General features: G+C 63.1%; 17 protein-coding genes. 11 read left to right on the top strand and 6 right to left on the bottom strand.

Annotated features, from left to right (window positions below; genetic code table 11):
- Positions 1-6 precede the first annotated feature (6 nt).
- From ABDW57_RS08475 to ABDW57_RS08465, 3 genes are read right to left on the bottom strand one after another with little or no spacing between them, the layout of a single operon-like run.
- Positions 7-723 carry a polysaccharide deacetylase family protein gene (locus ABDW57_RS08475; RefSeq protein ID WP_343729767.1) on the bottom strand — a complete coding sequence of 239 codons (717 nt, stop codon included), beginning with the start codon at positions 721-723 and terminating at the stop codon, positions 7-9.
- Positions 720-1,322 carry a 4-phosphopantetheinyl transferase gene (locus tag ABDW57_RS08470; RefSeq protein ID WP_343729766.1) on the bottom strand — a complete coding sequence of 201 codons (603 nt, stop codon included), beginning with the start codon at positions 1,320-1,322 and terminating at the stop codon, positions 720-722. The genes ABDW57_RS08475 and ABDW57_RS08470 overlap by 4 nt, the downstream gene beginning before the upstream one ends.
- Positions 1,319-5,380 carry a Pls/PosA family non-ribosomal peptide synthetase gene (locus ABDW57_RS08465; protein WP_343729765.1) on the bottom strand — a complete coding sequence of 1,354 codons (4,062 nt, stop codon included), beginning with the start codon at positions 5,378-5,380 and terminating at the stop codon, positions 1,319-1,321. Before ABDW57_RS08465 ends, ABDW57_RS08470 begins: the two co-directional genes overlap by 4 nt.
- A 127-nt stretch (positions 5,381-5,507) precedes the next feature.
- Here ABDW57_RS08465 and ABDW57_RS08460 point away from each other — a divergent pair, with 127 nt between their 5' ends.
- On the top strand, positions 5,508-7,013 hold the full coding sequence (locus tag ABDW57_RS08460; RefSeq protein WP_343729764.1) for an AMP nucleosidase: 1,506 nt from the start codon (positions 5,508-5,510) through the stop codon (positions 7,011-7,013).
- Here the strand turns inward: ABDW57_RS08460 and ABDW57_RS08455 are convergent.
- Genes ABDW57_RS08455 through ABDW57_RS08445 form a run of 3 tightly spaced genes read right to left on the bottom strand, consistent with a single transcriptional unit; the run spans position 6,991 to position 11,196 of the window.
- Positions 6,991-7,311 carry a DUF3325 domain-containing protein gene (locus tag ABDW57_RS08455; RefSeq protein ID WP_343729763.1) on the bottom strand — a complete coding sequence of 107 codons (321 nt, stop codon included), beginning with the start codon at positions 7,309-7,311 and terminating at the stop codon, positions 6,991-6,993. The genes ABDW57_RS08460 and ABDW57_RS08455 overlap by 23 nt on opposite strands.
- A complete protein-coding gene (locus ABDW57_RS08450; protein ID WP_343729762.1) occupies positions 7,308-9,068 on the bottom strand; it encodes a PepSY-associated TM helix domain-containing protein in 1,761 nt (586 codons plus the stop codon). The genes ABDW57_RS08455 and ABDW57_RS08450 overlap by 4 nt, the downstream gene beginning before the upstream one ends.
- Positions 9,069-9,081: 13 nt before the next feature.
- A complete protein-coding gene (locus ABDW57_RS08445) occupies positions 9,082-11,196 on the bottom strand; it encodes a TonB-dependent receptor (protein WP_343729761.1) in 2,115 nt (704 codons plus the stop codon).
- A 293-nt stretch (positions 11,197-11,489) separates the two neighbouring features.
- On the opposite strand from ABDW57_RS08445, the gene ABDW57_RS08440 reads away from it, so the two are divergent.
- The 10 genes from ABDW57_RS08440 to ABDW57_RS08395 all read left to right on the top strand — a co-directional run bounded on the left by ABDW57_RS08440 (position 11,490) and on the right by ABDW57_RS08395 (position 26,601).
- Positions 11,490-14,117, top strand: a complete 2,628-nt coding sequence (locus ABDW57_RS08440) for a TonB-dependent receptor (protein WP_343729760.1) — start codon at positions 11,490-11,492, stop codon at positions 14,115-14,117.
- A gap of 70 nt (positions 14,118-14,187) precedes the next feature.
- Positions 14,188-15,540 carry an MFS transporter gene (locus ABDW57_RS08435; protein ID WP_343729759.1) on the top strand — a complete coding sequence of 451 codons (1,353 nt, stop codon included), beginning with the start codon at positions 14,188-14,190 and terminating at the stop codon, positions 15,538-15,540.
- 16 nt (positions 15,541-15,556) lie between these two features.
- The gene (locus ABDW57_RS08430; protein WP_343729758.1) at positions 15,557-16,504 is read left to right on the top strand and encodes a glycoside hydrolase family 43 protein; all 948 of its coding nucleotides are present in this window, start codon (positions 15,557-15,559) and stop codon (positions 16,502-16,504) included.
- A gap of 71 nt (positions 16,505-16,575) precedes the next feature.
- Positions 16,576-17,634 carry an aldose epimerase family protein gene (locus ABDW57_RS08425; protein WP_343729757.1) on the top strand — a complete coding sequence of 353 codons (1,059 nt, stop codon included), beginning with the start codon at positions 16,576-16,578 and terminating at the stop codon, positions 17,632-17,634.
- Positions 17,635-17,765: 131 nt separating this feature from the next.
- A complete protein-coding gene (locus tag ABDW57_RS08420; protein ID WP_343729756.1) occupies positions 17,766-19,508 on the top strand; it encodes an IlvD/Edd family dehydratase in 1,743 nt (580 codons plus the stop codon).
- A gap of 99 nt (positions 19,509-19,607) precedes the next feature.
- Entirely contained in the window at positions 19,608-20,600 is a 993-nt protein-coding gene (gene araD1 / locus ABDW57_RS08415; RefSeq protein ID WP_343729755.1) for an AraD1 family protein, read from the top strand.
- Complete coding sequence (locus ABDW57_RS08410) at positions 20,597-22,165, top strand: aldehyde dehydrogenase (NADP(+)) (RefSeq protein ID WP_343729754.1); 1,569 nt, start codon at positions 20,597-20,599, stop codon at positions 22,163-22,165. The genes araD1 and ABDW57_RS08410 overlap by 4 nt, the downstream gene beginning before the upstream one ends.
- Positions 22,166-22,258: 93 nt before the next feature.
- Complete coding sequence (locus ABDW57_RS08405; protein ID WP_343729753.1) at positions 22,259-23,026, top strand: SDR family oxidoreductase; 768 nt, start codon at positions 22,259-22,261, stop codon at positions 23,024-23,026.
- A gap of 83 nt (positions 23,027-23,109) precedes the next feature.
- Positions 23,110-25,044 (top strand): glycoside hydrolase family 97 catalytic domain-containing protein, encoded by a 1,935-nt coding sequence (locus tag ABDW57_RS08400; RefSeq protein ID WP_343729752.1) that lies wholly within the window; start codon positions 23,110-23,112, stop codon positions 25,042-25,044.
- 15 nt (positions 25,045-25,059) lie between these two features.
- Positions 25,060-26,601 carry an alpha-L-arabinofuranosidase C-terminal domain-containing protein gene (locus tag ABDW57_RS08395; RefSeq protein WP_343729751.1) on the top strand — a complete coding sequence of 514 codons (1,542 nt, stop codon included), beginning with the start codon at positions 25,060-25,062 and terminating at the stop codon, positions 26,599-26,601.
- Position 26,602: the final 1 nt, after the last annotated feature.

Genomic DNA, 26,602 nt, shown 5'->3' with positions numbered 1-26,602 from the left:
TTCCTCTCATTGCCATTCAAGGTGGACGACTTTATAGCCTTTGTCTTTCAGGACTTGCAGCAGGGTCGGCAGCGCTTGCGCGGTCGGGCCGTTTGCGTCGTGCATCAGGATGATACCGCCGCCGGTTTTATCCAGGCTGTCCTTCAGGCGTTGCGCCAGGATGGCGGTGGTGTCTTCCGGTATCCAGTCGTTGATGCCCAGGTCGACCGAGGCGACGGTGATGTTGGCCTGCTTGAGCGCTTCCAGCGTTACCGGCGTCTCTGCCAGGAAGGGAAAACGGTAGGCCGGGGTTTCTACGCCGAAGGTGGTTTTGTAGATGGCGCGACTGCGCTTGAGGTCTTCCAGCTGCTGCCAGGCGCTGAGCGAGGTCAGATTCGCATGGGTATCGCTGTGGATGCCGGCCGAGTGGCCTTCGCTCACCACGCGGCGCGCCAGGTCCGGCTGCTGCCCGATGTTCTGGCCGACCATGAAGAAGGTGGCTTTGGCGCATTGCTCGGACAGGGCTTTCAGTACCAGCGGCGTGTTTTGCGGCGATGGGCCGTCGTCGAAGGTGAGCACCACTTCGCCTTTTTGCAGCGGCAGAGGACCGTGTTGCGGTACGCCGTAGGCTGCGCCTTCGCGTTTGAGGATGAGAGTACGGGAGGTGTTCAGTTTGTCCGGGCCGCAGTCCGCGGCGCTGGCGGTTCCTGCAAGTGCTGCCAGTATCAATGCGATGACCTTCATGCGCTTCTGTCTCCGATATGTAGGTGTCCCACCAGGTTGGCGACCGGCAGGGCCAGCGTGATGGACTGGCCGGGAAGGTCGGCTTGCCATTCGCTGAGTTGTAGGGCATGGCATTTTAACGCGGCTTCGCGCTGTGTCCACAACTGCGTGTATTCGGCCGGGGTGCGCCGGACGGCGGCCCTGGGGCCGAGGTAGTCGCGCGCCACGCTGGGCCAGTCGGGGATGTCCTGCACGTACATCAGGTCCGCGCCGATGGGGCCTTGCAGATTGATGGCGGCCAGCGAGTAGTCCGCTTCATGGCTGAAGGAGCAACCGATGCGGCTTTCACGGCCGGCCAGCAGCACGCGTGGCGCTGTGCCGGGGGGGGAGATGATTTCGATATCGCTGGCAGGCACGCAGAGTGCGGCCGCCAGGGCTGCGCGGCTGGCGAGCCGGATCTGACGCCGCGCCGCATCGCGCGTTGCTCCGGCGCCGGCGCTGTGCTGCGCTCTGGCGTTCTCGCCTGGCACGGCGGGGGAGGTGCGGATCAGAATGGCGAGCAGGCCGTCCTGCGGCGTCGGCGAGGCACCGGGCCAGAGCTGGACGGCCAGCGCTCTCATTTACGCGCCGGAGCAGCCGGGCAGCCAGCCCAGTTGCCGTTGGCCGGGATGTGCTCGCCCTTCATCACCAGCGTCAACGCGCCGAGGCGGGCGTTGTCGCCGACGGCAGCGCTGTACAACACGGCCGCGCGCGGCCCCATGTAGACACGCTCTCCGATCACCACGTGGTCGATCTTCATTACGCGGTCCTCGAACAAATGGGTTTGCGGGCAGGTGAGGGCATTCAGTTCGCTGTTGTCGCCAATCTGCACGCAATCGAATTCCGTGATGTCGGTGGTGTCCATGTAGACGCCTTTGCCGATACGCGAACCAAGCAGGTTGAAGGCAATCGGCAGCCACGGCGTGCCGCGCAGGTAGCGCATGAAGTTCGGCACGGCGATGCCTTCGTACAGATTGGTCACGCCTTCCGACAGCCACACGAACGGCGTCCACATCGGCTCCGATTGCTTGCGATAGCGGCCGATCAGCAGCCACTTGAGCAGCACCACGAACACGTAGTTGCCCACGCCGTAGGCCAGCCCCGCCAGCGCCAGATCCCAGATCACCTCACCCCAGCGGCCCGCACCGGCGGCTGGCATTACCGCCAGCACCAGCGTGTAGCCGACCGCGATCACCAGCGCGTGCGGCGCGACGATGCGGAATGCCTCGATCAGGCCGCGCCCCAGGCGGCGCAACGGCGATGGATGGAAGGTCAGCCACTCCGGATAGCCGCTGGTCTGCTCGCGCGCAGGGAGGTTGATCGGCGGGGAGCCGAGCCAGGTATCGCCGCTGTTCATCTGCGCGTTGTCCGGCGCGCGCGAATGCACGCCGATCAGCACATGCTCCGGCAGCACGGTGCCGTCCGGGATGTAGGCGCCGTTGCCGACGAAGCTGCGATGCGAGACCACGGTGGGCTTCATCACCATCCAGCCGCCGTCAATTTCCTCGTCGCCCAGCATGACGGCGTCGGCGATGAAGGTTTCGTCGCCCAGCGTGAGCATGTCCGGCACCACGCCCAGCGCGGTGGAGATTTCGGCATCCTTGCCTACCTTGGCGCCCAGCAGGCGATACCAGTAGGGCGCAAACACGGTGGCGTAAATGCCGTGTAAAACGTTAAGGCTTGATTCCTGAATCTGGCTCACCAGCCATTTGGCGCAGTAGGTATTGCCATGAACCGGGAACTGGCCCGGCTTCAGCCGCGGCAGCGCGCTCCAGCGGATGCCGGCCGAGATCAGCGCGGTCAGCACGATCAGCACCGTGCTGGCGGGGAAGGCCAGCAGGAAGTAGCGCAGCAGGCGGATGCGCATGTCGTCGCCCTGTATCCACGGCAGCCAGCCCGCTTCGTCAAACCAGTCGATCAGCACAAAGCTGGGGAACACCGGCATGAAGAACAGCGTCACGATCAGCAGGATGCCGGCGACAAAGAACAGCGCTTCGCCGGCGCGGCGCGCGTTGCTGACTGGTGGACGCGGCGGTAGTTTGCCTTCAAACGCGCCCATGTCGCGTGCCGGCGAACCGGCCCACACCCGGCCGGCCGGCACCACGCCGCCGTCGCTCAGGGCGGACTGGCCTTCCAGGTGGCCCAGCGCTTCGATGCGGGTATTGCCTTCCATGATGGCGAAGGAACTGACGCACGCATCCTTCTCCAGCGTGATCTGGCCGAGGTGCAGTTGTCCGCGTTCGACACGGGCGTTTTCAAAGTTGACGGCGTTGCCGATGCTGACCTGGTCTCCGATGTGCAGCAGGTCCGGCGCGCGCAGCGTCATGGAGCCAATGGTGACTTCCTTGCCGATCCTGGCGCCGAGCGCGCGCAGCCACCAGGCGTTGAGCGAGGAACCGCTCAGCAGGTAGGCCGGCGCGGCTTCGACCAGCCGGTCGGCCAGCCACCAGCGGTAGTAGGTCAGGCCCCACAGCGGATACACGCCAGCTTTCAGGCGGCCGGCAATCAGCCATTTGCCGGCGATGGCGATGGCGAATTCACCGATGGTCGCCAGCAGGAACACGCCGACCGAGGCGGCGATGGCGCGCGCCACCGAGTCGCCGGGGTCGCCGGTGAAGAAATGGTAGGTGAAGAAGGGCGCCAGCCATTGCGCCATGCGCAGCGTGACCAGCGGCGGCATGGCGGCTGCCTGCGCGATGCCGCAGATCCAGCGCTTGATTGTGGACGGTGGCGTCCACGCTTGTTCCTCGGCGCCGGCGTTGGGCGCGTCGGCCAGCGTCTGGGCGATTTTGCCGATCTGGCGCTGCTGGTAGATGTCGCGCACGGTGATGTGGGCGTAGCGCGGGTCGGCGCGCAGCGATGATGCCAGGCGGGCGGCAAAGAAGGAGTGGCCGCCAAGGTCGCTGAAGAAGTCGGCGTTGCGCAGGATAGCCTGGCCGGGGAACAGGCTCGCCAGCGCGGCGAACAGGGCTTGCTCGGCTGGCGTTTCGGGCAGGTCGGAGTCTTCGGCGCTGCCGGGTTGCGGCGCGCTGAGCGGCGTGGCTTTCAGCGTCTTGCGGTCGATTTTGCCGGAGGTCAGGCGCGGCATGGCGTCCAGCATTTCGTAGCGGCTCGGGACCATGTAGGGCGGCAGCTTTTCCGCCAGCGCGCTGCGCAGCGCACGGGGATCGAGCGTGGTGGCGCCTTCGGGCACGATGTAGGATACCAGTTGGTCGATGCCGTCGTCCTTGCGCAGCAGGACGGCAACGGTGCCGACGCCTGGCTGCTGCGCGAGCAGGGCTTCGATTTCGCCTAGTTCAACGCGGAAACCGCGGATTTTGACCTGGTCGTCGGCGCGGCCGAGGCACGTCACTTCGCCGTCAGGGCCGATGCGCGCCAGGTCGCCGGTGCGGTACAGGCGCGCGTCATGCGGCCCGCTGGACCAGGGGTTGGGCAGGAATTTTTCGGCGGTGAGGTCAGGGCGGCCGAGGTAGCCGGCGGCCAGCCCCGGGCCGGTGATGCATAGTTCTCCAACCTCGCCGTGCGGCAGCAGGCGCAGGACCGGGCCGGCAGCGGCGTTAGCTGCAGCCGTCGCGCCGTGCGGTGCGGCGGCTGGTTCGGTATTCGCGTCTATAACCAGCAGGCCGTAGTTGGGCAGGGGGCGGCCGATGGTGACAGGGTGGCCGGGGCGCAGGCGCGCCAGACTGGCGGAGACGGTGGCTTCGGTCGGGCCGTAGGTGTTGAACATCTGACGGCCCGCGCGCGACCAGCGCTGCACCAGCGATTCCGGGCACGCTTCGCCGCCCAGGTTAATCAGGCGCAGACTGGGCACCTCCTGATTGAACAAGGCCAGCAGGGTCGGCACCGCGTGCAGCACGGTCACGGCGTTCTGCTCCAGCATACGCGGCAAGGTCTCCGGATCACCGCTGATTTCTTTCGGACCTATCCACAGCGTCGCGCCGACCAGATATGAAATCCAGATCTCCTCAAACGACATGTCAAAGGCCACCGAGAAGCCCTGATACACCTTGTCGTCGCCGGTCACGCCCAGCACTTCGTTCTCGCTGCGCAGGAAGTGGCAGATGCTGCGCTGGGTGATCAAAATCCCTTTAGGCTTGCCGGTGGAGCCGGAGGTGTAGATGACGTAAGCCGGAACGTCCGGCGGCACCGCGCCGCGCCGCGCCAGCGGCTCGCCGGGCGAGGGCGCGGCCAGCAGCGCTTCGGCGGTCCACACGGGGCGGCCAATTTCCGCCAGACGCGGCGCAAACGCCGCGCAAGTCAGCACGCCGGCGCCGGCCGCATCGTCCAGGCATACCTGCAGACGCTCGACCGGCGTGTCCTCATCCACCGGCAGCCACGCGGCGCCCGCCTTGGCGATGCCCGCCTGCAGCACCAGCAGCTCGATCCCGCGCGGCAGCCACAGCCCGACAATCTGCCCCGGCCGCACGCCGGCCGCGATCAGCCGCGCCGCCACCAGATTGGCCTGCGCATCCAGCTCGCTGTAGCTCAGCTGCCGTTCGCCGAAAATCAGTGCAAGCCGCTGCGGATGGCGCGCGGCGCTGGCTTCCAGCAGGTCCGCGAGGATTTCCTCGCGCAGCAGGCTGTCCTGCTGCGGGCCAAAAAGAACGTCAGGATGGGGCGATGTTACGGCGTGAGTCATGCGGATACTTTATTCGGATTCAGCCTGCCATTGTACGGTACGCCAGATGGTTCCCATAGAGGAGGAATGCAAGTTCTGCTTACAGCCTTTACAATAGGAAATACGAGCTGACAACCGAAGGAGCCGCATGTCTACGAATCATCGCCCATTCATCGCCCCGATGCAGTTTGACGACCCGCAGGCGGCCTACGATCAGGTGCTGGCCATCTACGACACCAACATCGCCTTCCTGCGCGACGCCATGCGGCGTTTTGTGGCAGGCGAAAACGTCGGCGACCATGTGCGCGCCTGCTACCCATTCGTGCGCGTGCATACGGACACCGTGGCGCGCGCCGATTCGCGTCTGGCATTCGGTTTCGTGGCCGGTCCCGGCACCTACGAAACCACGCTGACGCGGCCCGATCTGTTCGCCCGCTACTACCTGCAGCAATTCAAACTGCTGCTGAAAAATCACGGCAGCCACCACGTCAAGATCGAAGTCGGCACCAGTTCTCAGCCGATTCCGATCCACTTTTCGTTTGCCGAGCATGAGCACATTGAAGGCAGCCTGACCGCCGAGCGCCGTCTGCTGATGCGCGACGTGTTCGACCTGCCCAACCTGGCGGCCATGGACGACGGCATCGCCAACGGCACCCACGAGCCGCCGCCGGGCGAGGCGCAGCCGCTGTCGCTGTTCACCGCGCCGCGCGTGGACTACTCGTTGCAGCGCCTGCGCCACTACACCGGCACCTCGTGCGAGCATTTCCAGAAGTTTGTCCTGTTCACCAACTACCAGTTCTACATCGACGAATTCATCCAGCTGGGGCATGAGCTGATGGCGCGCCCCTCGGACGCGCCGGACGACGACTACATCGCTTTCGTCGAGCCGGGCAACCTGGTGACGCGCCGCGTGGGCCAGTCGGTGCAGCCGGGCGACGCGCTGGGCGCCGCGCCGCCGCGCATGCCGCAAATGCCGGGCTACCACCTGATCCGCGCCGACGGCACCGGTATCTCGATGGTGAATATCGGTGTCGGCCCGGCCAACGCCAAGACCATCACCGATCACATTGCCGTGCTGCGTCCGCACGCCTGGCTGATGCTGGGCCACTGCGCCGGCCTGCGCAACACGCAGGAACTGGGCGATTACGTGCTGGCCCACGGCTACGTGCGTGAAGATCATGTGCTGGATGAGGATCTGCCGCTGTGGGTGCCGATCCCGCCGCTGGCGGAGGTGCAGGTGGCGATCGAGGCTGCCGTGGCCGAGGTCACCCAACTGACCGGGCATGATCTGAAGCGCGTCATGCGCACCGGCACCGTGGCCAGCACTGACAACCGCAACTGGGAGCTGATGCCGCAGCGGACGCCGGAGCGGCGCTTCAGCCAGAGCAGGGCGATCGCGCTGGACATGGAAAGCGCCACGATCGCCGCCAACGGCTTCCGCTTCCGCGTCCCGTACGGCACGCTGCTGTGCGTGAGCGACAAGCCGATGCACGGCGAAATCAAGCTGCCGGGCATGGCCAACCAGTTCTATCGCGACCGTGTCGACCAACACTTACGGATCGGCATCCGCGCGATGGAGCTGTTGCGTGCCCTCGGCGTGGACAAACTGCACAGTCGCAAGCTGCGCAGCTTCACCGAGGTGGCGTTCCAGTAAGCAGGCGCCCGCGCAGCAGTTGCGGACGCCATGTCAGGGTGAAGGCGACGGCGATGGCGCCGGCCGTCAGCAGGATCATCCATAGCAGGCTGCCGAAGCTGGCGCCATCGCGCCACAGGCAGAGCGCCAGCGCGAGGCACAGCAGCAGGCCGCCACTGGCGCGCAAAGGACGGCGCAGCGGCGCGTGGCCGGCGGAATCGCCGCCCGCGCGTTCCCAGTAATCCGGCATGGCCAGCGCGATGCAGGCAAAGCCGGTGTAAGAGGCCAGTCCGGCAAGCAGCAGCAAGACCGCGTTCATGGCATGGTCTCCACCGCCGGACGGCCGACCGGCGGGACCGGCGCCCCGGCCGATGCGGCTGCGCGCTTGCGGGCCATGCGCCGGGCGGCAGCCATCGCCAGCCCGGCGACCGTCAACAGCATCAGATCCACGCCGGCCACGGCCCATTTACCGTCGGCCAGTGCGCGCAGCGGATGGTCGCCGGTGGTGATGGCGTTCAGCAGCACGCAGGCCACGGCGCCGGCGGCGATGGCCCAGGCCTGCTCGCGCCAGGCGGCGCGGCGGCGCAACCATCCGTGGACAAAAGTGAGCAGCCATGTGAGGAAGAAGGCCCACATTTCCAGCGTGGCACGGTCTTCTCCGCCCCAGCTGGCGTTGGCCGGCAGCAGTCGGTTGGCGGCCAGCAGCGCCAGGGTGGCGATCATCACGCCGCTGATGCTGCCGACTGCCAGTCCTTCTACGAATGGCACGCCAGCCAGGTTTTTGCGTGCGTGCCGCGCGCGCCGGGCCTCCAGCCAGAACAGAAAACCGGTGGCGATCATCGCGCAGCCGCTCAGGCCCGCGAGGAAGTACAGCCAGCGCAGCGGCCAATGCTCGTATTGAATGAAGTGGATGCCCGAGATAAAGCGCTGCACCGTCATCACCTTGCCCGCTTCAAAGCGGCTCAGGATGGCGCCGGTGCCGGCGTCGAAATAAATCTGGTCGAGGTTCATGGTGACGTCGCGTGCGTAGGAGCGGCGCAGTTCGACGTAGCTATTGGCGTCGCCCGGATGCCAGACGCGCACGAAGTAAGGCCGCCCGCCGGCCCACTCCTGTTCCGCGCTGGCCACCATGGCGTCCAGCGACGCCAGCGTGCCGGGCGCCTTGGCCCTGGCGCGGGAGAATTTGCCGTAAGCCTCGGCGGTGAACGCCGCCTTGCCGTCCTTGCCGCTGCCGAATACGCTCCAGTGCGCCTGCGGGAAGTAGATGGTGATGAAGATGATCAGCCCCGACAAGGTCATCACGAAATGGAAGGGCAGGCCCAGCACGCCGGTCAGGTTGTGCAGGTCCAGGCTGCTGCGCTGCAGCGATTTCTTTGGCCGGAAGGTGAAGCACTGGACGAAGATTTTCTTGTGAATGATGACGCCGGACACCAGCAGCACCAGCATCGCCATCCCCGCCAGCCCGACGATCCATTTGCCCAGATCGAACCAGGCCAGATGCAGACCGTAATGGAAGGGGAAGATAAAGCCGCTGCCGCCTTTGCTGCCCGGCTCCGGCAGCAGGCTGAGGGTGGCCGGATCGAGCTGGCGTGCCGGCGCGTCCCCGGCGCCGGCCTTGTAGGTCAGGCGCATCACCGGCACCCGTTCGGTCGGCAGATCGACCCGCCACTGCGTGGTTCTGGCGGGCAGGGTGGGCGTGACCGCCGCGGCCACGCGGTCCAGCGAAATCTGCTGCGGCGCGGGCGGCAGGCGGGTGGCGGGCATCATCCAGCGGTCGATCTCGCGGTCGAACACGCTCAGTGAGCCCATCCAGAACACCGCGAACAACACCCCGCCCAGCACCACGCCGGCCCAGGTATGCAGCCAGGTCAGTGCGGCGCGGAAGCCCCACAGGATCAACAGCAGCATGATGACGAAGCCCAGCATGGCGCCCAGCACCACGGCCTCGGGCCGCGCCATGCCGGCGCAGACCAGGGCGGCGCCGATGCCGCCCACCGCCAGTGCCGACAGCAGCCAGGCGGCCGGCACCCCGGCCAGCACTTGCAGCCAGCGGATCAATGGCGGTCTGGATTGCATGGCGGTCCTCCGGTCAGAAATTGAGCGCGTAGCCCAGCGTCACAGTGCGGCCGCGGCCGGCGAAGTAGCGCGCCGGCTCGACCAGTGCGCTCTGCGAGTAGTAGGTGATGTAGCTACGGTCGAACAGATTGGCCATGCCCAGCCGCACGGCGCCCTTGTCCAGCTTGTAGTCGAGGGAGGCGTCGGCCAGTGTGTAGCCGCTGAATTCCTTGGCCGGATCGTCCAAGCGCTGATGGAAGGCGTGCTGCACTTGCAGCAGCGACGACAACTTGTCGTTCCAGCTGGCGTTCCAGCGGGCGATGATGCGGTTGGGGGCGACGTTCAGGCCATCGAGGCGGGCATCGAGACTGCCATCGGCGTTGCTGTCGTAGCGGCCCTTGGTGTAGGCGTAAGCCAGACTGGCGCGGTGCGCCTTGCTGAAGCGATAGGCGGCACTGGCATCGTAGCCTTCCAGCCGCGTCTTTTCACGCGCCATGGCAAACACGCCGTTGACCGAGACGATGCGCGTGCCGAAATCCGAATCCGAGCGGTAATAGGACGCGTCCAGTTCCCAGTTGTCCTTGCGCACGCGCGCCCCGAGTTCCACGCCTTCGGTCAGGATCGGCTCCAGGCTGCGCAGCTTGCTGATGCTTTGGCCGGCGGTGTTAATCGACCGCAGCGTGCGGCCGATGTCGGGCAGGCCGAAGCCTTCCGAGTAGCTGGCATACAGCGTCACGTCATGCACCGGATTGAACACCAGTCCGGCGTTGGTCAGCGTTTCATTGAACTTGATCTTGCCGCCTTCCACCAGCGTGTTGTTATAGGCGGCCAGCGTGCGGTAGGTATCGACCTTGAGGTCGGCGTTCTCGCGGCGCACGCCGGCGTGCAGGGTGAGGTTGTCCAGCAGCTTGTATTCGCCCTGCGCAAACAGCGACAGGTTGCTGTATTTCGATTCCGGCACGAAGGTGCGGCCGGTACCGTACAGATCCTGCTTGCCCTCATCCAGCAGGGTATCGACACCGGCAGTCAGTTTCAGGCGACCGTCCAGCAGGCCGGCCTTGGTCAGGCCGACCTTGCTGCCGTACTTGAAGGCCACCGCGCGCGACTGGTCGTACAGCGTGCCGCGCGGCGCGATACGGACGTCCTGGAAGGTGGCCGAGTTATCGGCGCCAAACAGACCGACGAATTGCTGGTGGTAGACCATGGCCGACAGCTCCATGCCGGCCAGATCGTAATGGTTGTAGCTGGCGCTGACGGTCCAGGCATCGTTCCATGCCGGCGTGCCGGGCGGCGTGCCCTCGCGCGAAGTGGAAGGAATGTTCAGCGCGCGGTTGCCGGCCACGCCGACGTAGCTGGCCTTGGACTTGATGCGGTAGCGGTTGACCGAAAATTGCAGCTTTTGCTGGCTGTCCGGACGATAGCCCAGCTTGGCCAGGAGGTCGTAACTGCGTGAATCCATCAGGTCGCCCTGAGTGACGTCGACGCCGATACTGCGGCCCTTGCCGTCCAGGTACAGGCCCTGGTCTTCATAGGCGGCCGAGAACAGGTAATCGAGCTTATCGAGGCGGCCGTCGATGCGGTAGGTGGTCTTGTAGTTGAGGGTGTCGCCTTCCACCTGCGTGGTGGGGGCGGTGACCTGCACCTCGACCAGTTGGTTCATCGCGCCTTTTTCCGGGCGGCGGGTGACGATGTTAATGGTGCCGCCGGTGGCGCCCAGGCCGTTGATGGCGTTCGGCCCCTGGATGATTTCGATGCGCTCAACCATCGAATAGTCGATGGTGTGCGCCTCGCGGCCGGTTGGACGCACCGGGTTGGACTGCGGCACGCCATCGATCAGGATCAGCGGCGTGCGGCCGCGCAGGGTTTCGCCGGACCCGTTCATTTTGCCGCGGCTGGGCGTGTAGGAGGGCAGGATATTGGCCAGCACGTCGGACGAATTGCTGGACAGCGCCAGTTGCTGGGCGATTTCCTGCTTGCTGATGACCACCACGGTTTGCGGCGCCTTGTCGCCCTCGATGTTGGACCGCGAGGCCGAGATAATCACCGCCTGGCCGGCCGGCATGTCGGCGTCCGGCTGGTCGGCGGCGTCAGTATGGGCGTGCAATCCCAGCAACATGGCGGCGACCAGCGGGCGATATCGGCAAGACATAAGCAAGAACTCCTGAGTTTTAAATGAGAATTGCTATCATTATCATTCAAATAAAGTTGCAGCGTCAAATTGCAGCGGAAGTGTGGCGTCGATGCCGCACAATCTTTTAAATTGCAAGTGACCGGCACGGCAAGCGGCACGCAAATACGGCTGCAAGCCCCTGCTGATACCCTTTTTGGTATCAAAAACCGCCAAAAATTGATTGGTTTGTTTTTATGCCAGCCAATAAGATTTGATTCAGAAGGCTGAATATCAATCAGCTCTCCCGGCAAACAGACAAACACTGGAGACGTATGAAACACACAGCATCCGGGGCTTTCGAGCCCCAGGCGAAGCATCGCCTCGCCCTGAAATCCGGCGTGGCCGTCCTGGCCGCCGCAGGCCTGTTAAGCACCTTCCCAGTCATGGCGCAAGAAGCCCCGGGCACGCCATCGGCCAGCGCGGAAGCCACCGTGGTGGTGACCGGCGTGCGCCGTGCCGCGCAAAGCGCCCAAAAGATCAAAAAGGATGCCGATAACGTTATCGATTCCATCGTTGCCGACGACATCGGCAAATTCCCGGACACCAACGTGGCCGAAACCATTGCCCGCGTCACCGGCGTGCAAGTCCGCCGCGATGCCGGCGAAGCCAACACGGTGCTGATCCGCGGCTTGCCGGGCATCGCTACCCTGTTGAACGGCCGCGAGCTGTTCACCACCACCGGCCGCTACATCCAGCTGGCCGATATCCCATCGACCATGCTGCAGCGCGTGGACGTGTACAAGTCGCAGAGCGCGGACCTGAATGAAGGCGGCATCGCCGGCGTGATCGACGTGCGCACCAACCGTCCGTTCGACTTCAAGGGCTTCACCGCCGTGATCAACGGCGGCGCCACCAACAACTCGCTGGCCGACCGCACCGACCCTAACGTCAGCGGCATGATTTCCAACCGCTGGAAAACCGACATCGGCGAATTCGGCGCACTGGTGGGCGTATCGTACCTGCGCAACCACTACACCGAAGAACGCGTCTTCAACACCAAGCCGATCGACAAGAGCTGGCTGCTGCCGAAGCTGACCGGTCCAGACCTGGTTGGCCTGGAAAGCATCAAGGGCGACCGCCGCCGCAGCGCCGCCAACTACGCGCTGCAGTGGAAGCCGAACAAGGACGTCGAACTGTACGCTGAAGGCCTGACTTCGCACTATCTGAACAACTTCGAGACCGATTTCTTCGTCGGTCTGCCGTGGTGGGGTCCTGGCGATCAGATGAGCGCCACCAAGATTCCGGGTTCGGACCAGTTGCAGACCCTGAATTCGCACAACGTCAACACCATCATGTCGACCCAGGCCAACCGCGCCAGCAACGTGACCCAGCAGCACGCCATTGGCGGCCGCTGGACCGCCGCGCCGGGCCTGCGCCTGAGCACCGAGATCGCCCGCACGCTGTCGGACTACGACTGGCAGAACCCGATCCTGGACACCATCACCAACGTGCCTAACGCCACGGTGAACACCAATGTCGGCGGCAGCTCTTACGTCGCCTACGGCGGCATGGACCTGAACGATCCTAATAAATACACGCTGTCGCAGCTGTTCGACCGCTACGGCCATGACCAGGGTTCCTCGACCGACTGGCGCGCTGACGGTACTTACACCCTGCAGGATGACGGCCTGCTGAAGGATATCGGCTTCGGCGTCCGTGCGGCCAAGCGTACTGCCGCTTCGATCAAATCGTTCGAAGGTTCGACCCCCGCACCGGCCGGCATCAGCGCCGCCTCGCTGCAGGGCATGAGCTGCACCGCGCAGATGAACAACAACTGGGGCACCACTTCGTGGTACACCCCGTGCGCTGATTACCTGATCTCCAATACCGCCGCCGTGCGCAAGGCTGTCACCGGCAACAGCGCCGCCAAGTCGCTGGACCCAGGCTCGTTCTTCGCTGACGAAGAGAAGAACTACGCCCTGTACGGCAAGGCGCACATCGGTTGGGAAACGGCCGGCATTCCGATCGACGGCACGCTGGGCATGCGCGTCACCAAGACCGATTCGGACCTGCTGGGTAACTCGCAGAGCAACGGCGCCTACGTGCCGACCTCGAAAAAGTCGAGCGACACTTCCTATCTGCCGAGCGCCAACTTCAAGGCCTCGCTGCGCGACGACGTGATCGCCCGTTTCTCGGTGTCGAAGACCCTGACCCGTCCTGATTTCTCGCAGCTGAATCCAGGCACCGCCTACGTCAACGCCAACGGCACCACCGTGCAGGCGACTGCGTCGGGCGGCAATCCGGACCTGAAGCCGTTCACCGCGCGCAACTACGACGGCTCGCTGGAGTGGTACTTCACCTCGACCAGCATTGCCAGCGTTGCGCTGTTCCGCCACGAGTTCAAAGGCTATATCATGAACAAGGTGGTGAAGGAGACCTTCAACGGCGTGTCCTACGACACCACCCGTCCGTTCAACACGGACGACGGCTACCTGCAGGGTGCTGAAGTAGCGTACCGCACCTTCTTCGACAAACTGCCAGGTTGGCTGGGCGGCTTCGGCGTGGAAGCGAATGCGACTTACACCCAGGGCGAAACCAGCTCGTCGAGCAATCCTGACCTGAACGGCAAGCCGTTTGCCGGCATGTCGAAATGGTCGTACAACGTGGTGGGCCTGTATGAGAAGTATGGCGTGTCGGCCCGCCTGGCGTACAACTGGCGCTCGAAGTTCACGCAGGTCTACAATGACGGCGGCCCGGGCCTGGACCTGATCGCATCGGCCATGTCCTCGCTGGACGGTTCGCTGGGCTACAAGATCAACGAGAATACCTCGATCACCCTGACCGGCACCAATCTGCTGAACTTCAAGTACACGGACTACTGGACCAACAAGAATCTGTACCCGCGCGATACGCGCAAGTATGATCGTTCGGTTGGCCTGTTCCTGAACTGGAAGATCTGAGTAGGCTGATGTCACCTGGCCGCGTCCCCGCCTGAGCGAGGGCGCGGCCTCGCACTTTGAGGTAATCACGATGTCGAATCAAAAAATGTCGGTGCTGGAGAAAATCGGTTTTGGCGCCGGCGACATGGCGCTGAATGTGGTCATTTCAACGATGATGTTGATGATCACCTTCTTCTACACCGATATCTACGGCCTGAAGACCACCGACCTCGCACTGCTGTTCGGCGTGGTGAAATTCGTCGGCGCGATTGCCGACCTGACCATGGGCCAGATCACCGACCGCATCACCATGCGCTGGGGGCGTTACCGCCCGTGGCTGTTGCTGCTGGCGGTGCCGTATGGCGTCAGTGTATTCTTCGTATTCTCCACGCCGGACTGGGGCTACAGCGCCAAGCTGGTTTGGGCCTATTCGACCTACATCATCATGACGCTGATGACCGCCGGCGTCGGCATTCCCTATATTTCGCTGCCCAGCGTCCTGTCCAAGGACCCGCAGGAGACCCTGTCGGCCAACGGCTACCGCCTGTTCTTCGCCAAGATCGGCGCGCTGATGGTGGCGGTGGTGGTGCCGCTGCTGTCCAAACGCCTCGGTAATGGCGATCCGGCCGCCGGTTATCAGCTGGCGATGGCGGTGATGGCGGCAGTCGGCATCATCCTGTTCCTGTTTTGCTTCTTCACCACCAAGGAGCGTGTGCAGCACGAAATCAAGCGCCAGCCGTTGCTGGAGCAGGTCAAGGTGCTGCTGAAGAACGACCAGTGGCTGATACTGTGCGCCGTCTGCGTGACCGGCACCATCGGCTATGTGCTGCGCGGGTCGGTGGCGATCTACTACGCCAAGTACTATCTGCATGCCGACGAAGCCACCATCTCGGCCTTCCTGTCCACCGGCGTGGTGGCGGCCATCCTGTCGATGATCGCCTCGACCTGGATCACCAAGTTCTATTGCAAGATCAAGTTGTTCCGCTGGACCCAGGTCGGCGTGGGCCTGATCAGCGCCGCCATCTACTTCCTGGTCAAGCCGGGCGACGTGGCGCTGGCCTTTGTGCTGTACTTCCTGCTGTCCTTCGTGGTGGATCTGCACGCGCCGGTGTTCTGGTCGGCGATTGCCGAGACCATCGACTACGGCGTGGTCAAGACCGGCAAGCGCGTGTCCGGCTTTGCCTTCGGCGGCATTTCGGTGTGCCAGAAGGCTGGCATGGGCATCGCCGGCATCGTGGTCGGCAAGCTGCTGGCGTACTTCGCTTATGTGCCGAACGTCGAGCAAACTGAATTCGCATTGCACGGCATCGTCCTGATGATGACGCTGATTCCAGGTTTCTTCCATACCGTCATGGGTCTGTTGATGTTCAAGTACCGTATCAATGACGGCTACTACGCGCAGGTGAAACAGGAATTGGGAGCGAAAGGCTATGTGGCAGTCTAATTTTATGGAAATTGAAATGGAAAACGTACTTACTCCGCTGATCGAGCAGCGCGCCGATCCGCACATCTACCGTCACACCGACGGCTATTACTACTTCGTCGCCTCGGTGCCGGAATATGACCGCATCGAGCTGCGTCGTGCCAAAACCATCGCCGGCCTGGCGGATGCCGAGAAGGTCACCGTCTGGCGCAAGCCGGACACCGGCCCATACAGCGAACTGGTTTGGGCGCCGGAGCTGCACTTCAATCAGGGCGCCTGGTACGTCTACTTCGCCGCTGCGCCGAGCCGTGAGATCAAGGACAAACTGTTCCAACACCGCATGTACGTCATCAGCACCAGCGCAGCCAATCCGCTGGAAGGCGAGTGGGAGTTCAAGGGCCAGATCGATACCGGCATCGACACCTTCTGCCTGGACGCCACCACCTTTACCCACAAGGGGCAGCTCTACTATGTGTGGGCGCAGAAGGACAACGCCATCGAGGGCAATTCGAACATCTATATCGCGCCGATGAAAACGCCGTGGCAGCTGGGCGGCGCGCCGGTCATGCTGAGCAAACCGGAATTCGACTGGGAGATCCGCGGCTTCTGGGTCAACGAAGGTCCGTCGGTCCTGAAAAAGAATGGCAAAATCTTCATCAGCTACTCGGCCAGCGCCACGGATGAGAATTACGCCATGGGCCTGCTGTGGGCGGACGAAAATGCCGACGTGCTGGACCCGGCCTCGTGGACCAAACTGAAGGATCCGGTGCTGCAAACCTGCTTCGAGCACAAGGTGTATGGCCCCGGCCATAACAGTTTTACCGTAGCGGATGATGGTGAAACTGTCATGTTGGTTTATCATGCACGCACCTACACCGAGATTATCGGCGACCCGCTGTGGAATCCGGACCGTCACACCTACGTTAAACCGCTGAAGTGGGACGAGCAGGGTATGCCCGTATTCGGAAAACCGTCGATCGCCTGAAAGAGCGAACGCACCACTTCCGGCGGCCGAGCAGGGGAACCTCTCGGCCGCCTTGTCATTAGAGAGTCAATATGCAAGCAACGATTACTGAATCCCCATTTGGCAAACTGCCGGACGGCCGCGAGGCCCACCTCTACACCCTGACCAACGCCAACGGCATGATCGCCAAGATCAGTAACCTGGGCGGCGTGATCGTCGAGCTGCACGTGCCGGACCGCGACGGCGTGCTGGCCGACGTCTGCCATGGTTACGATAATGTGGACGCCTATCTGGGCGAATCGCAGTACTTCGGCGCGCTGATCGGCCGTTATGGCAACCGTATCGCCAATGGCCGCTTTACCCTGGATGGCGTGAGCTATCAGCTGGACGTGAACGACGGCGTCAATCACCTGCACGGCGGCGCCGATGGCTTCCATCGCCAGTTGTGGGAGGCCGAAACCTTCGAGACACCGAAATCGGCGGGGCTGATCCTGACTTACCTGAGCATCGCCGGCGACCAGGGTTATCCCGGCACCGCCGAAGTGACCGTCATCTACGAGCTGCGCGAAAATAACGAGTTGCGCATCGCCTTCCATGCCGTGGCCGACAAGGCGACGCCGATGAACCTGACCAATCACGCTTACTTCAACCTGGCCGGCAAGGGCGATATCCTCGGCCACGAACTGACCATCACGGCCGACGCCTACACGCCGGTCGGCCCGGGGCTGATTCCGGTTGGGGCCCCGGCGCCGGTGGCCGGCACGCCGTTCGATTTCCGCACGCCGCATACCATCGGCGCACGCATCGATCAAAAAGATGATCAGTTGGCCCTGGGTTCGGGCTATGACCATAACTTTGTGCTGAACAAATCGGCGGAAAAAGCGATGGAAGTGGCTGCGCGGGTAGTGGAACCGGTATCGGGCCGGGTGCTGGAAGTGCTGTCGCAGGAGCCCGGCATCCAGTTCTACAGCGGGAACTTCCTGAACGACACGATCAGTGGAAAAGGGCGCATCTACAGCTATCGCAGCGGCTTTTGCCTCGAACCGCAACACTTCCCGGATTCGCCAAATCGTCCCGATTTCCCGTCGACCGTGCTGCGTCCGGGCGAGGAATACGCCACGGTGATGGCTTACCGCTTCTCGGTAGCGTAGTCATATCAATTTCGGTATCGATATTGATAAACAATTTATTGGAAAGTTATCTCAGTACATCTTAGTATGCCTTATCGATGCGGGGGCGTGATATTCAGGCCTCCGCACAGGAAAATACTGAGGAGAAATGCATGTCTGAGAATGACAAAAAGGTGAAGCTGCGCTCCGCCGAGTGGTTTGGTACCCAAGACAAAAACGGCTTCATGTACCGGAGCTGGATGAAAAATCAGGGCATCCCTGATCACGAATTCGAAGGCAAGCCGATTATCGGCATCTGCAACACCTGGTCCGAACTGACCCCATGCAATGCGCACTTCCGCAAGCTGGCGGAACACGTAAAGCGCGGCATCTACGAAGCCGGCGGCTTCCCGGTTGAGTTCCCAGTGTTTTCCAACGGCGAATCGAATCTGCGTCCTACCGCGATGCTGACCCGTAACCTGGCCTCGATGGACGTGGAGGAGTCGATTCGCGGCAATCCAATGGATGGCGTGGTGCTGCTGGTGGGCTGCGACAAGACCACCCCGGCGCTGCTGATGGGCGCCGCCTCGGTCGACATCCCGACCATCGTCGTGACCGGCGGTCCGATGCTGAACGGTAAACTGAACGGCAAGAATATCGGCTCCGGCACCGCCGTCTGGCAGCTGCACGAGCAAGTCAAGGCCGGTGAAATCTCGATGCACGATTTCATCGCTGCGGAAGCGGGCCACTCCCGTTCCGCTGGCACCTGCAACACCATGGGCACCGCATCGACCATGGCCTGCATGGCCGAATCGCTGGGCACTTCGCTGCCGCACAACGCCGCCATCCCCGCAGTGGACGCGCGCCGCTACGTGCTGGCGCACATGTCGGGCATCCGCATCGTCGAGATGGTGAAGGAAGACCTGAAGCTGTCGAAGATCCTGACCAAAGAGAATTTCGAGAACGCCATCCGCGTCAACGCCGCCATCGGTGGTTCGACCAACGCCGTGATCCACCTGAAAGCCATCGCTGGCCGTATCGGTGTTGATCTTGAGCTGGAAGACTGGACCCGTGTGGGCCGTGGCACCCCGACCATCGTCGATCTGCTGCCCTCGGGCCGCTTCCTGATGGAAGAGTTCTACTACGCCGGCGGCCTGCCGGGCGTGATCCGCCGCATGGGCGACGGTAACATCCTGCCGCACCCGAACGCGCTGACCGTCAACGGCAAGACTATCTGGGAAAACTGCAACGACGCGCCGATCTACGATGAAGAAGTGATCCGCACGCTGGACAATCCGATCCGCAAGGACGGCGGCATCTGCATCCTGCGCGGCAACCTGGCGCCGCGCGGCGCGGTGCTGAAACCGTCGGCTGCCACCCCTGAACTGATGCAGCATCGCGGCAAGGCTGTGGTGTTTGAAGACTTCGAACACTATAAAGCCCGCATCATGGATCCGGACCTGGAAGTCGACAAGGATTCCATCCTGGTGATGAAGAACTGCGGCCCGAAAGGTTATCCGGGCATGGCGGAGGTGGGCAATATGGGCCTGCCGCCAAAACTGCTGGCGGCTGGCGTGAAAGACATGGTGCGTATCTCGGATGCGCGCATGAGTGGCACGGCATACGGCACGGTGGTGCTGCACGTGGCGCCGGAAGCGATGGCCGGCGGCCCGCTGGGCATCGTCAAGGATGGTGATTACATCACGCTGGATTGCGCGGGCGGTCAGCTGAATCTGGAAGTGTCCGACGAAGAGATCGCGGCGCGCCAGGCTGCCCGCGTGGCAGGCAGCGCGCCAGGCCCGAAGACCGGCTACCAGCAGCTGTACATCGAACACGTGCTGCAGGCGGACGAAGGCTGCGACTTCGACTTCCTGGTCGGTAAGCGCGGTTCGGCTGTTCCGCGTCACTCGCACTAATATCAATCACGTCGTCCCGGCGAAGGCCGGGACCCATGCTGAGCATGCGTTCTATAGGTTCCGGCTTCCGCCGGAACGACGACGCTTAGGAGACTGTTAATGTTACTCGTACAATTCAAGAACGAACAAGGCGCGCGCAAGATCGGCGTGCTGGAAGATAAAACCATCCGCATCATCGACGGCTACAGCACCACTTACGCGCTGGCCCAGGATGCGATCCGCAAATCGGTTGGGCTGGCCGCACTGGCTGAAAAAGCCATCGGCGCGCAAACCACCTCGTTTGACGCAGTTGCCGCCGCCGGCCGCCTGTTGTCGCCGCTGGATCATAGCGACGACGCCCACACCTACGTTACCGGCACCGGCCTGACCCACCTGGGTTCCGCCGACACTCGCGACGCCATGCACAAGAAAATCGGCGGCGACGTCGAATCCCTGAGCGACTCCATGAAGATGTTCCGCATGGGCGTGGAAGGCGGCAAGCCAGCCGCCGGCCAGGCAGGCGTGCAGCCTGAGTGGTTCTACAAGGGCGACGGCTCGATCGTAGCTGCCAGCGGCCAGGATCTGAACATGCCGGACTTCGCACTGGACGGCGGCGAAGAGCCGGAAGTGGCAGGCCTGTACATCATCGGTGACGACGGTCAGCCATACCGCCTCGGTTTCGCCATCGGCAACGAGTTCTCGGACCACGTGACCGAACGCCAGAATTATCTGTACCTGGCGCACTCCAAGCTGCGCGTGTGCGGCCTCGGTCCTGCGCTGCTGGTGGGCGAAGCCCCTGCCAGCATCGACGGCACCTCACGCATCCTGGACAAGGAAGGCAAGGTACGCTGGGAGAAGCCATTCTTCAGCGGCGAGCAGAATATGTCGCACACCATCGCCAACCTGGAGCACCATCATTTCAAATACCCGCTGTTCAAGCGTCCGGGCGACGTGCACGTGCACTTCTTCGGCACCGCGACCCTGAGCGTGGCGGACAACATCTCGGTGCAGCCGGGCGAAACGTTCGAGATTCACTCGCCGCAATTCGGCCCGGCCCTGCGCAACAAGCTGGCCGTCTACAAAACCGAAGTGGCCAAGGTGAAGGCATTATGATCATCACCGGCGATGCACTGATCGGCGGCAAGGACGTCAAGGGCACGGGCGCTGGCGTCCGCGCCTACAACCCGGCCACGCAGCAGGTGATTGATCCTGAATTCCGCACCGTGGACGCGGCGCAGATCGACCAGGCCTGCCGCCTGGCCGATGAAGCATTCGACACCTTCCGTTCGCTGGGCGACGAGAAGCGTGCCGTGTTCCTTGAAACCATCGCAGACCAGATCATGGAACTGGGCGATGTGCTGGTGGAGCGTGTGATGGCCGAAACCAGCCTGCCGCGCCCGCGCGTGGAAGGCGAGCGTGCCCGCACCGTCGGCCAGCTGAAACTGTTTGCCAACTTGCTGCGCGAAGGCTCGTGGCACGATGTGCGCTTCGACAAAGCGCTGCCGGACCGGACGCCGCCGCGTCCGGACCTGCGCATGCGCATGATCGGCCTTGGCCCTGTGGCGGTTTTCGCTGCCAGTAACTTCCCGTTGGCTTTTTCTGTGGCAGGCGGCGATACCGCGTCGGCGCTGGCTGCCGGTTGCCCGGTGGTGCTGAAGGCGCACTTCGCGCATCCTGGCACTTCGGAGCTGGTTGGCCGCGCCGTGGTCAAAGCGGTAGAGATCTGCGGCCTGCCGGCTGGCGTGTTCTCGCTGCTGACCGGTGTCGGTAATGAACTCGGTATTGAGCTGGTGCGCCATCCTGCCATCAAGGCGGTGGGATTCACCGGTTCTCGCGGCGGCGGCATGGCGCTGATGGCTGCCGCGGCTGCGCGTCCGGTGCCGATTCCGGTGTATGCCGAAATGAGCTCGATCAATCCTGTGTTCCTGCTGCCGCAGGCGCTGAAGAACCGCGCGGAAGATATCGCCGCCGGCTTCGCCGCGTCGCTGACGCTGGGCGTGGGGCAGATGTGCACCAATCCTGGCCTGGTGCTGGCGATTGCTGGCCCTGATCTGGATCGCTTCACGGCGGCTGCTTCGCAGGCGCTGGCGGGCGGTGCGGCTTGCTCCATGCTGTCGCCGGGTATCGCCGGTAACTTCGCCCGCGGTGTGAACCAGCTGGCGGAGCATGCGGATGTGAAGACCCTGGCCCTGGCGCCGCAAGCGGAAGGCAAGGGCGCGCCGGCGCTGTTCGTGTCGTCGGCATCGGCCTTCCTGTCGCAGCACGCGCTGCAAGAGGAAATCTTTGGCCCGGCATCGCTGGTGGTGGCGTGCAAGGACGTGGCGGAACTGCGCCAGGTCGCGGACAAGCTGGAAGGCCAGCTGACCGCCACGCTGCAAATGGACGATGGCGATCTGGAAGCCGCGCAAGCGTTGCTGCCGGTGTTGGAGCGCAAGGTTGGCCGGATTCTGGCCAATGGCTATCCGACCGGCGTGGAAGTGTGCAGCGCCATGGTGCATGGCGGCCCGTTCCCGTCGACTTCGGACGGCCGTACCACCTCGGTCGGCACGGGCGCGATCACGCGCTTCCTGCGTCCGGTGTGCTACCAGAACCTGTCGCAAGCACTGCTGCCTGAAGTCCTGCGCGACAACGGCTCGGCCAAATGGCTGCGCCGCGAAGGCGAATTGACCCGCAACTAAAAACACGTCGTTCCGGCGAAGGCCGGAACCCATAGAACGCATGCTCAGCATGGGCACCGGCGTTCGCCGGTGCGACGGATAACAGGAGACTGTATGACTCAACTGGCCAAGTTTGGCAGCTTGCGCGGCAAGCGCGTATTCATTACCGGCGGTGGTACCGGCATTGGCGAAGCGATGGTGATTTCCTTCGCAGAGCAGGGCGCGCAAGTCGCCTTTGTCGACATCGCCCGCGACGCCAGCCTGGCGCTGATCCGCCGCGTGAAGGAAGCCGGCTATCCCGAACCGCTGTTCCGCCAGTGCGACATTACAGACATCCCGGCCCTGCAGGCCACCATCAACGAACTGGCCGGCCTGGTGGGCGACTTCGACATCCTCGTCAACAACGCCGCCAACGACCAGCGTCACGAAACCTCCGAAGTCACGCCAGAATTCTGGGACAAGTGCATCGCCGTCAACCAGCGTCCGATGTTTTTCACCTGCCAGGCCGTATTGGAAGGCATGAAGAAAAAGGGCGCAGGCTCCATCATCAACGTCGGCTCGATCTCGTGGCACGTCAAGAACGCGGGCTATCCAGCGTATGCCACCACCAAGGCCGCAGTGCATGGCCTGACCCGCGGCCTGGCGCGCGAATTCGGCGCCCACGGCATTCGCGTCAACACCGTCACACCGGGCTGGGTCATGACTCAGCGCCAGATCGACCTGTGGCTGGACGACGCCGGTGAGCAGGACATCAAGCGCAACCAGTGCCTGCAAAACAAACTGATGCCGCAGCACGTGGCATCGATGGTGCTGTTCCTGGCCGCCGACGACGGCGCCATGTGTACCGCGCAAGAGTTTATCGTCGACGCAGGATGGGTATAGGCCGCCTGTAGCAGCACCGTTCGCCCCCGGAGACACCGCGCTTGACGCGGCGGGGTATAGCAACCATCGAAAATGGTAGGAACATGGTGAAGACAACCATCGCCGCCGCGCTGACCAGCGCTGCGGCTATCATCACAACCACCGCAAGCGCTGCCGACGCGCCGTCGGCGCTGCGCAGCCCGGACCAGCATATCGCCGTCAGCGTGCGCGCCGATGGCGGCAAGCTGACTTACGCCATTGCCCGCGACGGCAAGCCGGTCTTGCTGGCCTCCGATCTTGGCCTGCAACTGGCCGGCGCGGATCTGAGCAACGACCTCACGCTGCTCACCGTCAGCACTCCGCGCGTCGTCGAAGACCACTATCAGATGGCCGTCGGCAAAAAGCGTGACATCACCTACCGCGCCAACGAGCAAACGTACTCGCTGCAAAACGCCAGACAGCAAAAAATCGACATCGTTTTCCGTGTCTCGAACGATGGCGTCGCCTTCCGCTACATCGTGGCCGAGCCATCGCTGCCGCTGAAAAAGCTGGTACAGGAACACACCACCTTTGCCCTGCCAGGCGGCGCCAAGGCCTGGCTGCAACCGATGGCGGTAGCGCAAACCGGCTGGAGCAACACCAATCCATCGTACGAAGAGCATTACCAGATGGCCATCCCGGCCGGCACCAAAGCCCCAACCGAAGCTGGATGGGTGTTCCCGGCACTGTTCAAGACCGGCGCCAACTGGCTCGCCATCTCCGAAGCCAATATGGACGGCAGCTGGCAAGCGTCGCGCCTGTCCGCGGATTCCACCGGCGGCAAATACAGCATCGGCAACCCGATGGCGCCCGAGGTCTACACCAACGGCGGCCTGATGGCGGAAGTGGAGGGCACCCTCACATCGCCATGGCGCCTGATCGCATTGGGTTCGCTGGCCACCGTCACCAACTCCACCCTCGGCACCGACCTCGCCGCGCCCGCCGTCGCCTTTGACGCCAGCCGCGTCAAGCCCGGCCACGCCTCGTGGAGCTGGGCCATCCTGAAAGACGACTCCATCGTCTACGATGTACAGAAAAAGTTCATCGACTACGCCGCCGACATGAAGTGGGATTACACCCTGATCGACGTCAACTGGGATCGTAACATCGGCTACGACAAGATCAAGGAACTGGCCGACTACGCCGCCACCAAAAACGTCGGCCTTATCCTCTGGTATAACTCCTCCGGCGCCTGGAACAAGACCGAATACTCTCCGAAGAATCAGTTGCTGACTCGCGAACAGCGTATAAAGGAATTCAAGCGCGTCAGCGATATGGGCATCAAAGGCCTGAAGATCGACTTCTTTGCCGGCGATGGCCAGTCCATGATCGCCTACTACAACGACATCCTGCGCGACGCCGCCGATGCTGGCCTGCTGGTCAACTTCCACGGCTCCACGCTGCCGCGAGGCTGGGCGCGCACCTGGCCGAACCTGATGACCATGGAAGCCATCCGCGGTTTCGAGTTCACCACCTTCGAACAGAAGGACCAGGATCTGATGCCGAGCCACGCCGCCATGCTGCCATTCACGCGCAACCTGTTCGATCCGATGGACTTCACACCGATGGTGTTCGGTGATATCCCTAACATCAAGCGCGCCAGTACCAACGGCTTTGAGCTGGCTACCTCCGTGCTGTACCTGTCCGGCATCCAGCACTTTGCCGATACCCCGGAAGGCATGGGCACCGCGCCGGCCTATATCAAACAATTCCTGCAAAACCTGCCGCGCAGCTGGGATGACAGCCGCCTGGTGGACGGCTATCCGGGCCAGTATGCAGTGATCGCGCGCCGCAGCGGCGACACCTGGTACATCGCTGGCATCAACGGCAGCGACAAAGAAAAAACGCTGACGCTGGACTTGTCCTTCGTCGGCAAAAAGCAGGGCGTCATCTTTACCGATGGCGACCAGTCCCGCAGCTTTAGCCAGCGCAGCATCGCTGCCAGCAAAAAAGTAGCAGTAACCGTCAAGCCGCACGGCGGCTTTGTCATCCAACTATAAACAGGAGACCTGAGAATGAATCCAATCAAACGCGGCGTACTGGCATTGTGCATGCTGGCCTCCGGCGGCGTGTTCGCCGCCGAACTGACCATCGACACCGCCAAACCGGGCGCCGTCATCAACAAGGACGTGTACGGCCAGTTTGCAGAGCACCTCGGCACCGGCATCTACGAGGGCATCTGGGTCGGTCCGAAGTCGAAGATCCCTAATACCAAAGGCTGGCGCAACGACGTGGTTGGCGCGCTGAAGGACATCAAGGTGCCGCTGGTACGCTGGCCAGGTGGCTGCTTTGCCGACGAATACCACTGGCGTGACGGCATTGGCCCGCGCGAGAAGCGTCCGGTCAAGGTCAACACCAACTGGGGCGGCGTGGATGAATCCAACGCTGTCGGCACGCACGAATTCTTTGACCTGGTTGACCTGCTGGGCGCAGACGCCTACGTCAACGGCAATCTGGGTACCGGCAGCGCGCAAGAGATGTCGGAGTGGGTCGAGTACATGACCTCCGACAGCAAATCGACGCTGGCCAACCTGCGCCGCAAGAATGGCCGCGACAAACCATTCAAGGTGGCTTATTTCGCCGTCGGTAACGAGGCCTGGGGCTGCGGCGGCAATATGAGCCCGCAGTACTACTCGGACCTGTACAAGCAAGTTGAAACCTTCCTGCGCGCGCCGCAGCAGTATCGTCCGAAGATCATCGCCAGCGGCGGCAATGATAACGATGTGAGCTGGACCGATGTGCTGAGCAAGGAGCTGAAGAAGCAAACCAGCGGCATCAGCTTCCACTACTACACCCTCCCGACCGGCAAGTGGGAAGTGAAAGGCGCCTCCACTGGCTTCCAGGAAAACGAATGGATTTCCACGGTATCGAACACCTTGCGCATGGAAGACCACATCCGCAAGAATACCGCCGCCATGGACAAACATGACCCGGAAAAGAAACTGGGCCTGTTCGTTGACGAGTGGGGCACCTGGTACGACGTTGAAAAGGGCACCAATCCTGGCTTCCTGTTCCAGCAAAACACCCTGCGCGATGCCGTGGTTGCAGCGCTCAACTTCAACATCTTCCACGCCCACGCGGACCGCGTACGCATGACCAATATCGCGCAGATGGTGAACGTACTGCAGGCGATGATCATCACCGACAAGGACAAGATGATTCTGACCCCGACCTACTACGCGTACCAGATGTACGTGCCGTTCCAGGGCGCGACTTCGCTGCCGGTGTCGCTCAAGGACAATGCGGACTACAGCGTCGGTAACGTAAAAGTGCCTGAGGTTAGCGCATCGGCTGCGCGCGGCACCGATGGCAAGCTGTATGTGGCGCTGGTGAACACCAACCCGAACAAGCCGGCCGACGTGGCGTTGAATATTCCGGGCCAGAGTGTGAAGGCTGTGAAGGGCCGCGTGCTGACCGCCGCTGCGATGGATGCGCATAACACCTTCGCGGCGCCGCAAGCGATCAAGCCTGCGCCGTTCAGCGCAACTGCGGGCGCAGATGGCAAGCTGTCGGTAAAAGTGCCTGCCAAGGCCGTAATCGTGGTGGCAGTGGAGTAAA

Origin of the sequence: Duganella sp. (assembly GCF_039595735.1) — a bacterium.
Lineage (GTDB): Bacteria > Pseudomonadota > Gammaproteobacteria > Burkholderiales > Burkholderiaceae_D > Rugamonas.
Note: the sequence above shows the minus strand (reverse complement) of the source record. Positions and strands in the feature narration are given on the sequence as shown.

What these genes read in the sequence shown, in the direction of transcription:
- ABDW57_RS08475 (WP_343729767.1), bottom strand. Translation starts at nt 723, where the DNA reads ATGAAGGTCATCGCATTGATACTGGCAGCACTTGCAGGAACCGCCAGC.
- ABDW57_RS08470 (WP_343729766.1), bottom strand. Translation starts at nt 1,322, where the DNA reads ATGAGAGCGCTGGCCGTCCAGCTCTGGCCCGGTGCCTCGCCGACGCCG.
- ABDW57_RS08465 (WP_343729765.1), bottom strand. Translation starts at nt 5,380, where the DNA reads ATGACTCACGCCGTAACATCGCCCCATCCTGACGTTCTTTTTGGCCCG.
- ABDW57_RS08460 (WP_343729764.1), top strand. Translation starts at nt 5,508, where the DNA reads ATGTCTACGAATCATCGCCCATTCATCGCCCCGATGCAGTTTGACGAC.
- ABDW57_RS08455 (WP_343729763.1), bottom strand. Translation starts at nt 7,311, where the DNA reads ATGAACGCGGTCTTGCTGCTGCTTGCCGGACTGGCCTCTTACACCGGC.
- ABDW57_RS08450 (WP_343729762.1), bottom strand. Translation starts at nt 9,068, where the DNA reads ATGCAATCCAGACCGCCATTGATCCGCTGGCTGCAAGTGCTGGCCGGG.
- ABDW57_RS08445 (WP_343729761.1), bottom strand. Translation starts at nt 11,196, where the DNA reads ATGTCTTGCCGATATCGCCCGCTGGTCGCCGCCATGTTGCTGGGATTG.
- ABDW57_RS08440 (WP_343729760.1), top strand. Translation starts at nt 11,490, where the DNA reads ATGAAACACACAGCATCCGGGGCTTTCGAGCCCCAGGCGAAGCATCGC.
- ABDW57_RS08435 (WP_343729759.1), top strand. Translation starts at nt 14,188, where the DNA reads ATGTCGAATCAAAAAATGTCGGTGCTGGAGAAAATCGGTTTTGGCGCC.
- ABDW57_RS08430 (WP_343729758.1), top strand. Translation starts at nt 15,557, where the DNA reads ATGGAAAACGTACTTACTCCGCTGATCGAGCAGCGCGCCGATCCGCAC.
- ABDW57_RS08425 (WP_343729757.1), top strand. Translation starts at nt 16,576, where the DNA reads ATGCAAGCAACGATTACTGAATCCCCATTTGGCAAACTGCCGGACGGC.
- ABDW57_RS08420 (WP_343729756.1), top strand. Translation starts at nt 17,766, where the DNA reads ATGTCTGAGAATGACAAAAAGGTGAAGCTGCGCTCCGCCGAGTGGTTT.
- araD1 (WP_343729755.1), top strand. Translation starts at nt 19,608, where the DNA reads ATGTTACTCGTACAATTCAAGAACGAACAAGGCGCGCGCAAGATCGGC.
- ABDW57_RS08410 (WP_343729754.1), top strand. Translation starts at nt 20,597, where the DNA reads ATGATCATCACCGGCGATGCACTGATCGGCGGCAAGGACGTCAAGGGC.
- ABDW57_RS08405 (WP_343729753.1), top strand. Translation starts at nt 22,259, where the DNA reads ATGACTCAACTGGCCAAGTTTGGCAGCTTGCGCGGCAAGCGCGTATTC.
- ABDW57_RS08400 (WP_343729752.1), top strand. Translation starts at nt 23,110, where the DNA reads ATGGTGAAGACAACCATCGCCGCCGCGCTGACCAGCGCTGCGGCTATC.
- ABDW57_RS08395 (WP_343729751.1), top strand. Translation starts at nt 25,060, where the DNA reads ATGAATCCAATCAAACGCGGCGTACTGGCATTGTGCATGCTGGCCTCC.